At 53.2% G+C, this 12,055-nt stretch carries 13 protein-coding genes; 6 read left to right on the top strand and 7 right to left on the bottom strand.

Going from position 1 to position 12,055, the window contains the following annotated elements:
* A complete protein-coding gene (locus OLTU_RS01330; protein ID WP_141730961.1) occupies positions 1-1,530 on the top strand; it encodes a PAS domain-containing protein in 1,530 nt (509 codons plus the stop codon).
* A gap of 489 nt (positions 1,531-2,019) precedes the next feature.
* Here the strand turns inward: OLTU_RS01330 and OLTU_RS01335 are convergent, their stop codons facing one another.
* Positions 2,020-2,499: a hypothetical protein gene (locus tag OLTU_RS01335; protein ID WP_141730962.1), complete on the bottom strand. Its 480-nt coding sequence runs from the start codon at positions 2,497-2,499 to the stop codon at positions 2,020-2,022.
* 573 nt (positions 2,500-3,072) lie between these two features.
* Here OLTU_RS01335 and OLTU_RS01340 point away from each other — a divergent pair.
* The gene (locus OLTU_RS01340) at positions 3,073-3,843 is read left to right on the top strand and encodes a hypothetical protein (protein ID WP_141730963.1); all 771 of its coding nucleotides are present in this window, start codon (positions 3,073-3,075) and stop codon (positions 3,841-3,843) included.
* Between the two features lie 68 nt (positions 3,844-3,911).
* Here OLTU_RS01340 and OLTU_RS01345 read toward each other — a convergent pair whose 3' ends face one another.
* Entirely contained in the window at positions 3,912-4,253 is a 342-nt protein-coding gene (locus OLTU_RS01345; RefSeq protein ID WP_141730964.1) for a hypothetical protein, read from the bottom strand.
* A gap of 488 nt (positions 4,254-4,741) precedes the next feature.
* Here OLTU_RS01345 and trxB point away from each other — a divergent pair, with 488 nt between their 5' ends.
* The 3 genes from trxB to OLTU_RS01360 are packed head-to-tail and all read left to right on the top strand — an operon-like array spanning position 4,742 to position 6,944.
* A complete protein-coding gene (gene trxB / locus OLTU_RS01350; protein ID WP_141730965.1) occupies positions 4,742-5,677 on the top strand; it encodes a thioredoxin-disulfide reductase in 936 nt (311 codons plus the stop codon).
* 9 nt (positions 5,678-5,686) lie between these two features.
* Entirely contained in the window at positions 5,687-6,655 is a 969-nt protein-coding gene (locus OLTU_RS01355; protein ID WP_141730966.1) for an Mrp/NBP35 family ATP-binding protein, read from the top strand.
* Entirely contained in the window at positions 6,648-6,944 is a 297-nt protein-coding gene (locus OLTU_RS01360; RefSeq protein ID WP_141730967.1) for a DUF971 domain-containing protein, read from the top strand. The genes OLTU_RS01355 and OLTU_RS01360 overlap by 8 nt, the downstream gene beginning before the upstream one ends.
* A 7-nt stretch (positions 6,945-6,951) precedes the next feature.
* Here the strand turns inward: OLTU_RS01360 and OLTU_RS01365 are convergent, their stop codons facing one another.
* Complete coding sequence (locus OLTU_RS01365) at positions 6,952-7,386, bottom strand: Hpt domain-containing protein (protein WP_141730968.1); 435 nt, start codon at positions 7,384-7,386, stop codon at positions 6,952-6,954.
* Positions 7,387-7,925: 539 nt separating this feature from the next.
* On the opposite strand from OLTU_RS01365, the gene OLTU_RS01370 reads away from it, so the two are divergent.
* The gene (locus tag OLTU_RS01370; protein ID WP_218109774.1) at positions 7,926-8,399 is read left to right on the top strand and encodes a response regulator; all 474 of its coding nucleotides are present in this window, start codon (positions 7,926-7,928) and stop codon (positions 8,397-8,399) included.
* Here OLTU_RS01370 and murB read toward each other — a convergent pair whose 3' ends face one another.
* Genes murB through sucC form a run of 4 tightly spaced genes read right to left on the bottom strand, consistent with a single transcriptional unit; the run spans position 8,400 to position 11,990 of the window.
* Positions 8,400-9,362 (bottom strand): UDP-N-acetylmuramate dehydrogenase, encoded by a 963-nt coding sequence (gene murB / locus OLTU_RS01375; RefSeq protein ID WP_176736237.1) that lies wholly within the window; start codon positions 9,360-9,362, stop codon positions 8,400-8,402.
* Positions 9,359-9,922, bottom strand: a complete 564-nt coding sequence (locus OLTU_RS01380) for a macro domain-containing protein (RefSeq protein WP_141730971.1) — start codon at positions 9,920-9,922, stop codon at positions 9,359-9,361. The genes murB and OLTU_RS01380 overlap by 4 nt, the downstream gene beginning before the upstream one ends.
* A 3-nt stretch (positions 9,923-9,925) precedes the next feature.
* A complete protein-coding gene (sucD, locus tag OLTU_RS01385) occupies positions 9,926-10,810 on the bottom strand; it encodes a succinate--CoA ligase subunit alpha (protein WP_141730972.1) in 885 nt (294 codons plus the stop codon).
* 19 nt (positions 10,811-10,829) lie between these two features.
* Positions 10,830-11,990 (bottom strand): ADP-forming succinate--CoA ligase subunit beta, encoded by a 1,161-nt coding sequence (gene sucC, locus OLTU_RS01390; RefSeq protein WP_141730973.1) that lies wholly within the window; start codon positions 11,988-11,990, stop codon positions 10,830-10,832.
* Between the last annotated feature and the right edge of the window lie 65 nt (positions 11,991-12,055).

Consider the following 12,055-nt stretch of genomic DNA (forward strand, 5'->3'; position numbering starts at 1 on the left):
TTGGCAACGCAATTGGAATCTTCCTCTATCGAATTCGACTTTGGCGAGGCCGCGTTCCAGGGCGGTCTGGAGATCATCGCTCTGGTCGACAGCAGCGGCCAATTGAAGTTCGGCAATCAGGCGTTTCATCGTCTGGAGGAAGGGCAGGATCCTGCTGAGATGCAGCCTGTTCTGACCCGGCAGAGCATCATCCAGGCCTGCCGTCAGGCGTATCGGAACCAGGCGGATCACTGTTTTGAGATCAAAGGGTCGAGCGTGCACAGTCCGGACGGCTGGTATCAATGTCGTATCACCCTCCTTCAAAATCGGAATTCTGAAGTCATCGGCACACGGGCGATTTGTTTCGATATCTCGGCAGGAAAAAAGGGCGACGAAAGGCTGGAGCGGAACAGCAGGCTCTTTGACGAAGTTCAGCGGGTCGCAACCCTGGGAGTCTGGGAGTGGAAGGTTCATGAGCCCAACGTGGTCTGGACGGATGAACTTTACAGGATCTATGGTCTGCATCCCGACAGGCATCAGCCGACTTATGACAGTTATCTGGAGAAAGTTCATCCCGATGACAGGGAGAGGGTCCGTAGCACGATGGAGTCCGTTTTCAGGGACCACAGTTCTTTTTCACACGACGAACGCATCCTGCGTCCTGATGGAGCCATTCGCCACCTGCACACCTGGGGGCACGCCGAAGTCGATGAATCCGGGCAGCTGACCGGTCTCGTCGGCGTTTGCCAGGATATTACAGCCAGCGTGCGCGCCACGCAGGAAATTGAAGCCGAGCGAAGAAAATTCGAACTGCTGGCCTCGATCAGCAGGACCCTCGCCTCGACGCTTGAATACAGTGCCACACTCGAGCATGTGGCCAGGTTCGTGATCCCCGTCCTGGCCGACTGGTGTGCCGTCTTCAGGTTGACCGAAGCGGGGAAAGTCGAGCCCGTAACAACGGCTCACGTTGATCCTGAATTGGCGCCAGTGGCGGTTGATCAATTTTCTCCCAAGCCCGAGGATTTCTATCGCGCGGAGACTGTCATCAAAACCGGAAAAAGCATAGCGGAGCCGGATATAACGGAGGAGAGCCTGCAAGAGGCCACGGTCAATCCTGTGCATTTGGAGCGTTTGAGGAAGATTCAGCCGCAATCCTGTCTTCTGATTCCCCTGGCCGCGCGTGACAAAATCCTGGGAGCGATTTCCCTGAACTATTCCACTTCGAATCGTCATTATTCTCCGAAGGACCTGGATCTGGCCGAAGAGATTGGGCGTCGTGCTGCCATCGCGATCGATAACTCCCTGCTGTACTGCGATGCTCAGAAGGCTATACAGGTTCGGGATGACTTCATTGCCAACGCTGTGTCTCAGCTCAATCCCATCCTCACAGCCCTGACGACTGAGTTCCAACAGCTCAAATGCCTGATCAGTTCATCCGCTCCCGATTCCCTTTCACAGTTTCACGAGCTGGAGCACCTGATCGAAGCTTTGAATCAGGCCTATGGGAGAGTCACACGATCGGCTGATGACATGCACGATAAGTTCGCCTGAACTTTTGTCTACAAAGTTCTACAGCTCCTACCGGCTTATGAAAGCATGAATCCTAGTCAAATTACATTATGAAGTGCATAAAGATGCCATCTTGCCTTTATTTTCCATACGCAGAGATAATCCGAGTGCTCACTCTACGGGAGGAAAATGATATGTTCGGAGCCGTCCTCAGACGTCCTTCACGGATAATCCTCAGATCGACTTCAATAACTGCCAACAGCAGACCGTCTGCACCCGTGAGTTTCGCCCCACCGTCTGCACGGCGAATGGCGCGGAAGTTAAAGGGAATAACAGATGTGAAGCCCTGGCAAACCTTAGAAAATACGCATGCCTGCACGGGTACGTCATCCAACGAGAGGATGTCAGCTGCCGCTATGTTTCAACAAGAGTGCCCTTCTGAGCTAGGAAGGCTGCACTGAAGCTCAGGCAGCCTTTGGCCTCATGATGTCCCTCGCGAGAAATCGAGGGATTACTTCAAAAAGCCCTGGTTTAGTAGTGGTAAGGGTAATAGGGGTAGTAAGTGTAGTAATTATGGTAATAGTAGTATGGATAAGAGGGATAATAGTAGTAAGCATAGTAACCATATGGTTGCCAATAGTAATAGCGACCTGGATTATAATAGTAGAATCTCCTCGTATCCACCTGGTCGGCACCTTGATCCATACCGTCATCGGCATTTCTTACGGCGTGTTGATTGGAAAGATATACAGATTGATTCCACATGTGCGCGGGATTCACAGTTGCCTGATTCGCAACAGGCGCTCCCGTGTACATACGCATTTCCATAGCATGAGCAAGCTGTCGTCCATACTGATCGAGGGGCACCCGGAAGATGACTGGCAACGTCGCAGCCCGAACACTATCGACTTCATGGGAGTCCGTGTTGGAGCCATCAGCCCCCATACTTACACCCGTAGCCAGCAGAAAGGGAGTCAAGGCAATTAAAAGCTTCTTGAGATATCCAATCATGTCGTATTCCTCCTACCGTGTTGACAATTAAAAGAAATCGCGCCTTCAAACATCGAAAAAACTAAAAGCTCTCCATCGAATTTCGAAGCGGACGATTTGAAGCCGAATTCGCTGCTGGGCCCCGGGCATGAACTCTTGAGCGCTCTTGAATTGACTTTGATCCAACTTAAATTTATCCGCTTCGTCCTCCCTCACGATTACTCGTTTTCATGTTGCGAATAAATCACTTTCTGGCCTTTCTTGTCCGAAAATCAGGATCAAATTGCTTTCATGAGTTATTCATCGCAGCCAGATGCTGATCATTCACGGAATTATGCACCCGGAAAAATCCTGCAGTTTTTCAGTATTTTTAGCCTGCAATATTTGGATCGATAACTGGCTGCGGATTGAGCTGCATCTCAGAGCATGATGAAGGCTTAACTCCAGGGTCTTATTGGTGTAATCGGTGGATCTTCCCAGGGGATCAAAATGCTGGAAAGTGTCCCGCGAGAAAAAAGAACCTAAAACTATGCCCCTTTATGCCGACGGAGAGATGAATGCCCGCGGTTTTTCAACAGAAAAGGAGGATAGGGCGTGTCCCGCAAACTGCCCCGAATTCTTCTGCTTTTACTTGGGTCCACTGGGTATGCTGAGGCGTACGGCAAAAGTAATTCCTTCAGGCCGGGAATCGATATTTCCAGTTCCAGCGCATCAGGGTCCTTGGCCTTCGATGATTATTGCCGACCTACGGGCGTGGATCCCAACACAGGAGTGAATACAGCCGAATGTTGGTCGCCTAACGAAGCCATGGGCACGTCTTCCCCCAGCGTCTCGCTCTTTCTGCAGAAGCCCTTAAAAAGTCGATATTTTCTGAAAGTATTTCATTTTGATTATGGCATCGCTCTTCCGCTGATGTTTTATAATCTTACCAACGATCCAGATAAGAACAAAATCCGTGTCTACAGTGTTGATGCTGAAGGCAATATTGATGACAGCGTCGAAGTTCAGGTCGACGCGATGTTCCTGGGAGTTTTGCCCAATCTCTATGTCCAAGCAGGGCTTACCGTACCTTATCTTCCATGGATCCTTTTCACGCTCGGCGGAGGTCCTGAATTGATGTATGGAAGAATCATGATCGATAAATCAGAAAGAGTCACGGTTCAGAGCCTTAAACCTGGACTTTTTACCGAGATGGAGGTCATTGTTCTCCGAACCCGGCGCCTGAACTTTTCGCTCTATGCTCGCGCCCTTTCCAATATTCTCAGCGATGAGCCCGATCCGCTTAAGGTCACTGAAGGAGAGGATCGGAACTATCGCTTTGAGTCCGCCACCGTCAATCTTGGCATTCGGTTTCACTTCCCGTAGATCTGGATTGTGGACTTTCTTTACTGTATGTCAGTCCTATGGTGGTCTTCACCACCATAGGCCGAGAGTTACTTGCAGAGCCTTCTTTTCAAGGAATAGATGCGTACTGGAGAATCTTTTACATGCTTAAATTTTTCACACTCACCAGAAAAATAAAGTTCTGCGATGGCTGGAATCAGCGCGTCCATGCAACCAGACTTCAAGGCTCTCAGTTCAGGAGGTGAGTCGCAGAGATCAACAGCCCCAACCTCTTGCATTTCGGAAACCTTGGCGTTGGGCTCTTTCTCACAATACTCGGTGGCAGCGAATTCCTGGGCAAACATTTCACCATCCTCGTAGCATTCACCCGTCCATGAATATGCGCAGGTTGGAACTGCCAGCAAACCAATAATAAGCAGTGCGTGCTTCATAAACATCTCCATCAGTGTAGATTCACTTTCGAATCTGAGTGAGTTCATAGAGAACCCAGGATTTCGATGCAATGGGAACCACGATTCGCGGTTTATTCTTACGAAAACTTCATAGAGAATCAGAGTTTTCGTCAGATGAAAGCAGTGCAGTTTGTCTATTTCAGTGGCGTGTGGTGCTTCACGTGTGAGCATCAGGAATGGGATGGGTTCGTGCTGCCAGCCGTCCAGCGCCCGATGTTACCTCAGCCAATATGAAAGGTGTAGGGGTCCATATGGCACATGATCTCTTTGCACGCATGGATTCAATCAATTTCCAGATATGTAGCGGGAAGTTTCATTTTCTCTTACGTTTTCCACGTCATGCCAGCCTTGACGACAAGAGCTGACTCCTTCTGAACAGTCGCGGACGCCCAAGGGATGACAGCCGGGGCGGACGCTGGTATCTTCGTAAGCCGTTAAAGAAAAGACGCGTAAAGGAACCTAGAAATATGACCACCAAGCCAGTTCGCAATGTTGTCATCGTCGGGACCGGACCTGCGGGGCTGACCGCAGCCATTTACGCTGCCCGTGCCAATCTCAGTCCTGTGATCTATGCGGGGATTATGCATGGTGGTCAGCTGACCACGACCACGGAAGTGGAAAACTTTCCTGGCTTCGAACATGGCATTCTGGGTCCGAAGCTGATGCAGGATATGACGGCCCAGGCCGAACGTTTCGGCACGGAAATCATTTACGATACCATCACCAAGGTGGATCTTTCCGGTCCCATCAAAAAACTCTGGACCGATAGCGAAGAGATTCATGCGAAGTCCGTGATCATCGCGACCGGTGCGACGGCCAAGACCTTGAAGATCGACGGCGAGTGGTCGCTCATGGGCCGCGGTGTCTCCACCTGTGCAACCTGTGATGGATTCTTTTTCAAAGGCAAGCGCGTGATCGTGGTCGGTGGTGGCGACTCGGCGATGGAGGAGGCCAACTACCTCAGCAAGCTGTGCAGTGAAGTCATCCTGATCCATCGACGCGATGTGTTCAAGGCTTCACCCATCATGCTCGACCGCGCGCGCAATAATCCCAAGATTACGTTCAAACTCCCGTTTACGGTCAGCTCGCTGCAATCCGATGCAACGGGTCTGACCGGTGTTGTTCTCGAAAACACCGAAAACGGCGAAAAAGAGGAAATGAAAATCGATGGCCTCTTCTATGCCATCGGTCATACACCCAACTCGGTTGTGTTCCAGCCTTTTGTGGATCTGGATGACCACGGTTATATCAAGGTCACCAACTACACCAAGACCAAAACTCCTGGTGTCTTTGCTGCCGGTGATATCGCCGATCCGCATTTCAAACAGGCGATTACCGCCGCCGGTATGGGCTGTCAGGCGGCCATCCAGGCTCAACACTACCTGGAAAGCCTTAACAACTAGGAGCAAGCCGTGAGCTTTCTAAAACGTATCCAGGAAAAACTCAGCGGCGGTCCGGAATCAAAACCCGCGCCAACGGCTCCTGCACCGACTCCGCCTCCTGCCGCTCACGCTGCACCCCGTGCTCCTGGAGCGCAGGCTCAGGTGCCTCCCAAATCCGGAGCTCTGGATCAGGTGAAACATCTGATTGCCGTCGGCTCCGGTAAGGGTGGCGTCGGAAAATCAACCGTCGCCTTGAATCTGGCGCTGGCTCTGGCGCAGGATGGGCATAAGGTTGGTATCGTGGACGCCGATGTGCACGGCCCCTCCCTGCAGCAGATGACGCGAGCGCAGCGGCCGACCATGACCGAAGATGATCTTTTGATTCCTTCGGAATATGAAGGCATCAAGGTCATGTCGATCGGCATGTTTGCGGCTCCTGGCCAAGCTCAGCTGATGCGGGGACCGATGGTCACCCAGGTGATTCGTCAGTTTCTGACTCAGGTCGTCTGGGGTGAACTGGACTATCTGGTGATCGATCTGCCGCCGGGAACGGGCGATATTCATCTGACCCTTGCGCAGATGGTGCCGCTCAGCGGTGCGGTCCTGGTTACGACCCCGCAGGAGGTTTCGCTGATCGATGTCCGCAAGGCCGTTCACATGTTCAAGACTGTGAACGTGCCGGTCCTCGGAATTGTAGAAAATATGAGCTACTTCATCTGCGATGGCTGTGAGAAGAAGCATTATATCTTCCGTCGTGGTGGTGGCAAAAAACTGGCTGATGAAGCCTCCATTCCGCTGCTGGCCGAGCTGCCCCTGGATCCTCGTGTGGCTGAAGCCGGTGACGAAGGTGTGGCCTTTGTGGTCAGCAATCCCTCCTCGATTGTGGGCCAGGCCTATCAGGAGATGGCCCAGCAGGTGAAGAAGCAGCACAGGCTTCTCGAGCGTGATGGGTCTGGAGCTTTGGGTTATTTCCTGTTGGAGTGGAAACGTCATGTCTGATCAAGCGCGTGTTCAACGCATCTGGCAACAGGATGATCGCACGCTGGCCATCACCTGGACGGATGGTCGCAAGAGTCTTTACGATGTGGTCGAGTTACGGCGGCAGTGCCGCTGCGCCAACTGTATCGATGAAGTCACCAAGAAACGGACCCTGAATCCGGATGATATTCCGGAGAGCGTACGTCCGGTCAAGATTGAATCCGTGGGGCGCTATGCGCTGACGATTCATTTCACCGATGGTCACAGGACCGGCATCTATCCCTTCGAAAGACTGCGAGAGATCGGCTGAAACGGACTCAATGAGTCCTTTGGTCCAGATGCTCCTGAAGGGCTGCCACGGCAGCCTCAAACTCTCTTTGCAGCATGGCCACTTCGTTACCCGTCAGGTGCATCTTGGTGGCAGTTTCCGCCTGCTCCAGTATCATCAGAATATCCGATAAGCGCAGGGCACCCACATTGTGGGCCATGCCCAGCATCTTGTGAATGACATAGTTTACCGTCTCTTCGTCCTGGCTTTGCAAGGCCACGGTCAGACGCTCGAGATGCTCCGGAATGTTTCGATGGAAGATTCCGAAAATCTTGGGCAGCAGGGCATCGTCAGTCACACCTTCATCCATGGCTTCGTACTGCTCAATCAGCGCCGCATTCAGAATGGGACTCGAGGACGTGAGTTCGACCATCTGGTCCTCAGTGTTGACGAACAATCCTGGATTCTGAGGCATGCTACTCATCTTCGTTTCCTCTATTCAGTTGCTTTGCATAATTGGTGACCAGCGCGTCGTTTTTTAACGTTTCGCCTCGATGTCGAGTGAGCTTACGTGGCCATGTGAGAAATGCAAAAACGATTCCACTTTTTACTCTTTCGTAAGAATTATTATGGCTGATTTTCCTGTAGCCAGAGCGTCGTCGGAACATCAGGCCATGACTGAATTAGCCCAGGGAAGGGCGCTATCAAGCTGAAAAATAAGGCCCTGCAGGCTGCCTATTCTTGCAGCAGGCTTATGTCCTGAAAAAGACAGGTCATGCGTCCGCCCCAGCCGGCTGAGCCCGCTCGACCCGGTCGTGGCCGCTTGAAATTCCCGGTATGGCCGTCTTACTTTCTGATCAGGTTTTCTTTTTATGTTGGGTGAGCACAGGGGCTTGGCCGCCTGCGGCAGAAAGCTGAGAGGCGCCCGTGAATTCGAAGGCTGCGTTACGCGATAGGAAGGATGGCGCGCGGAGCGAGGAGTTTCGCGCGACCATGGAATCCATCCATTGGAGGAATCATACGATGAATCAATCCATGGTGCTGACTGCGGTCCGTCGACCGCAGAGGCGCGACAAGGATCATGCGGATGAAATCAAGGCCGAGGTGTTTCCGGTCCCGGCGGGGCCCCGCATCATTCTGATCGATGATGATCCGGTCTATGGAGCTGTCATCAGTCGCTGGGCTGCACGCGAGGGTGTGGCGCTCGATGTCTTTCATTCGCTGGATGACCTCGGCTTTGTGGGTCTTCTGGCCCAGTATGATGTAGCCATCGTGGACTATGATCTGGGCGCCATCAATGGCAAGGATGTGGCGGACTACATGATGACTCTTTTTGGTAACAAGCCCATGATCATGATCAGTGGCATGGATCGCAGCACGGAGCTGGAGAATTGTCCGGCCTGTGTAAAGGCCTTTATGAACAAGTCCGAGGGCTATGAAAAGATACTCGAGACCGCGTTGAAACTCCGCCTTCAATCTGAAAGCGAAGACCCCTGATCAACCTCCACCCGGATTCTGTTTTTTCTGAAACAGGGCCCTCAGGGGCTCCAGTTTGCTCTCCTGGAAACGGGCCGGTTTTTTGTCCTGCACCCGGGCCTTGAGATCCGCCGGCAGTTCACCCAGAATCTCCATCTCGTACTCCAGCCAGACTCCGTACTCCTGATAGACGAGGTCCCGCATGGCCAGCGTCAGTTCCAGGATGTCGCGGCTGCTCGCACCCTTGTTATAGACAAAGTTCGCGTGCTGCGGATTGAGCGCAACCTCGGGTCGGCTTAACTTATGGGCGCCAGCCTTGTCGAGCAGCATCCCGCTGGGAACACCGACGCTGTAATCGTTTTTGAAGACACAGCCGCAGGTGGGGTAATGGAACTGCCCCTTGTTCATTCGATCCTGCTCGTAAAATTTCATGCGGGTTTCAATGGAGCCCCGCACACCTTCCTCGAGCTGCAGAACAGCGGCCGCGACGATGGCGCCATTGTCCATGAAGAGCGTGTCCTTGTATCCGCGGAAGATGCCGTCTGCAGCGGTATAAACGCGAATGCTGCCATCGGGCAGAACCGTATGCACTTCCCGCGTCACCTGACTGATTTCGCCACCATAACAGCGCGCGTTCATCCGCACGGTGCCACCGATCTGTCCAGGAAGTCGGTTCATCCAGGCCACACCTTCCAGTTTGGCTTCCAGAGCCGCCTGGGACACAGCGGTGTTGTCGGCACCCGCTTCCACATAAAGGCTCGTGCCGCGCACTTCAATTTTTTTCATGCGACGGAACACGATGACGGCACCGGGCCAGTCCTCATCGAGCACGAGGGAGTTCGTCCCACCGCCCAGCACGAAATATCTCTGCCGGGTGGCGTGAAGAGCCTGCACGATGCGGCTGAGATCTTCGATGTTTTTGGGTTCATAGAGGGCCTGACAACGGCCGCCCGTGCGATAGTAGGCCAAGTCCCGTAATTTCAAGTCGCATCCCCCTCGGCTTCGGGAAAGCAGGTGAAGAGAGCTTTTTGCCAGGCTTTATAGGTTTCGCTGTCAAACAAAACCATTGTGATGCGGCGCAGGGCCTGGGGTTTGTCGTCGCAGAAATTTTTTATGCTTTTCATGCCAACCATGGCTGCGTCCGTCACAGGATAACCATATATTCCGGTACTGATCGATGGAATTGCGACATGAAGCAATTTCGATTCAGCCGCCAAATGCAGACTCTTTTGGTAGGAACTGTACAAAAGTTCGGCTTCCCCTTCTGTACCGCCTCGCCAGATTGGTCCGACCGTATGAATAACTTTTTTTGCGGGTAGCCGACCGGCAGTTGTGATCACGGCATCCCCGGTTTCACAACGTCCGATCCGCACGCATTCCTCGAGTATGCTCGGCCCACCCACCTGATGAATCGCTCCATCGACGCCACCGCCTCCGCGGAGAGAGGAGTTGGCCGCATTCACCATCGCATCGCAGACGAAGCTGGTGATATCGCCTTGAAAGAGATCGATCGCGGTTCCCCGGTAATGGCGCAGGCCCAACATGGATTATCTCCGACTTTTCTCCAGAGCGGTTTTCAGCGCCTGGCCGATATCGGCCGGGCTCTTCGCCACGACAACGCCGGCTTCTTCCAAAGCGGCCATTTTCTCGGCTGCTGTTCCACTGCCGCCCGAGATGATGGCACCGGCATGGCCCATGCGTTTGCCTTTGGGTGCGGTCTGACCCGCGATGAAGGCAGCCACAGGCTTTTTGATGTTTTCCTTGATGAACTGAGCGGCTTTGATTTCCGCATCGCCACCGATCTCACCGATCAGTACGATACCTTCGGTCTGGGGATCCGCTTCAAAGAGCTGCAGAACGTCGATGAACGTCGTGCCAATGATGGGGTCGCCACCAATGCCGATGCACGAGCTTTGACCGATGCCCATCGCTGTTGTTTGACCGACGGATTCATAGGTCAACGTTCCTGATTTGGAAACGATACCGGCCGAACCCACTTTGTGAATGTGGCCAGGCATGATCCCGATTTTGCACTGACCGGGTGTGATCACACCAGGGCAGTTGGGGCCGACGAGGCGGGATTTGGAACGTTCCAGGGCTTTTTTCACCGGAATCATGTCCAAAACTGGAATGCCTTCGGTGATACAGATGATGAGTTCGATTTCCGCGTCGATCGCTTCCAGAATGGCATCGGCTGCGTACGGAGGGGGAACGAAAATCATCGAGGCGTTGGCGCCGGCTTTTTCACGAGCTTCATGCACGGTGTTGAAGATCGGCAGATCGCTCACACCTTTTTGTCCGCCCTTGCCGGGCGTCACACCACCGACAAAGCGGGGCGCGTATTCGTGAGAAAGACGGGTATGGAATTCACCAGACTTGCCGGTGATCCCCTGAGTGATGACGCGGGTATTTTGATCGACAAGAATAGACACGTGGATGCTCCTTCAGTCTTTACTTCACAAGTTCGACGATTTTCTTGGCGCCATCGGCCATATCGCTGGCGGCGTAGAGGTTCAGGCCGGATTTTTTCAGAATCTCCTTGCCCTGCTCCACGTTCGTGCCTTCGAGACGAACCACCATGGGAACACGCAAACCAAGTTCCTTGGCTGCGGCCACGATTCCGTTGGCAATCACATCACAGCGCATGATACCGCCGAAGATGTTGACGAAAAGACCCTTCACGCCGGGATCTGCAAAGAGAATGCGGAAGGCGTTGGTCACCGTTTCCTGCGAGGCGCCGCCGCCGACGTCAAGGAAGTTGGCTGGTTTTCCGCCGTAATGTTTCACGATGTCCATGGTCGCCATCGCGAGGCCAGCGCCGTTTACCAGGCAGCCGATGTTGCCATCCAGGCCGATGTAGCTCAGACCATATTTGGAAGCGGTGACTTCACGCTCATCTTCCTCAAGATAGTCGCGGAAGAGTTCCACGTCCTTCTGCCGATAAAGAGCGTTGTCATCGAAATTCATTTTGCCGTCGAGCGCGAACATCTTGCCTTGATCGTTCACGATCAGGGGGTTGATTTCGAGCATAGAGTAATCGTACTTAATGAACATCTTGTAGAGATTGCGGACGATCGGGGTCATTTCCTTCTGCTCGGCTGCCGGCAGATTCATCGACCAGCACAGCTGGCGAATGTGGTGACCCTGCAGGCCCACGGTGGGATCGACAACCACAGTCGCGATTTTTTCCGGGGTTTTCGCGGCCACTTCCTCGATATCCATACCGCCTTCGGTTGAGAACATGATGCCGATGCCAGCATTCTCGCGATCCAAAAAGAGGGCGAGATAGTATTCTTTTACAATCTTGCTCCCGGCCTCGACATAGACCTTATGGACCTTCTTGCCCTCGGGATACGTCTGGTGTGTGATCAGGTCCATGCCGATCATGGCTTCAGCAATCTTGCGGCATTCCTCGGGACTCTTGGCGAGCTTGACGCCACCAGCTTTGCCGCGACCGCCCGCGTGAACCTGGGCTTTGACAACGGCGACTTCAGTTCCGAGACGGCGCATGGCAAATTCTGCTTCAGTGGGATTGGTGGCCAGGTAACCATCAGGTACGGGCACACCGTTTTGCTTGAAGAGTAATTTTGCCTGGTATTCGTGGATGTTCATTTAATCCTCCGGAGCATCGACAAATCGTTTGCAGGTCGCAATAGGCTAACATACTATGATCGGAC

This window comes from Oligoflexus tunisiensis (assembly GCF_001748245.1).
In the GTDB taxonomy this organism is placed as follows: Bacteria; Bdellovibrionota_B; Oligoflexia; order Oligoflexales; family Oligoflexaceae; genus Oligoflexus; species Oligoflexus tunisiensis.

Bases quoted from the DNA above. Each gene is read 5' to 3' on its own strand.
- OLTU_RS01335 (WP_141730962.1), bottom strand. From the start codon at position 2,499: ATGATTGGATATCTCAAGAAGCTTTTAATTGCCTTGACTCCCTTTCTG.
- OLTU_RS01345 (WP_141730964.1), bottom strand. From the start codon at position 4,253: ATGAAGCACGCACTGCTTATTATTGGTTTGCTGGCAGTTCCAACCTGC.
- trxB (WP_141730965.1), top strand. From the start codon at position 4,742: ATGACCACCAAGCCAGTTCGCAATGTTGTCATCGTCGGGACCGGACCT.
- OLTU_RS01360 (WP_141730967.1), top strand. From the start codon at position 6,648: ATGTCTGATCAAGCGCGTGTTCAACGCATCTGGCAACAGGATGATCGC.
- OLTU_RS01365 (WP_141730968.1), bottom strand. From the start codon at position 7,386: ATGAGTAGCATGCCTCAGAATCCAGGATTGTTCGTCAACACTGAGGAC.
- OLTU_RS01370 (WP_218109774.1), top strand. From the start codon at position 7,926: ATGAATCAATCCATGGTGCTGACTGCGGTCCGTCGACCGCAGAGGCGC.
- OLTU_RS01380 (WP_141730971.1), bottom strand. From the start codon at position 9,922: ATGTTGGGCCTGCGCCATTACCGGGGAACCGCGATCGATCTCTTTCAA.
- sucC (WP_141730973.1), bottom strand. From the start codon at position 11,990: ATGAACATCCACGAATACCAGGCAAAATTACTCTTCAAGCAAAACGGT.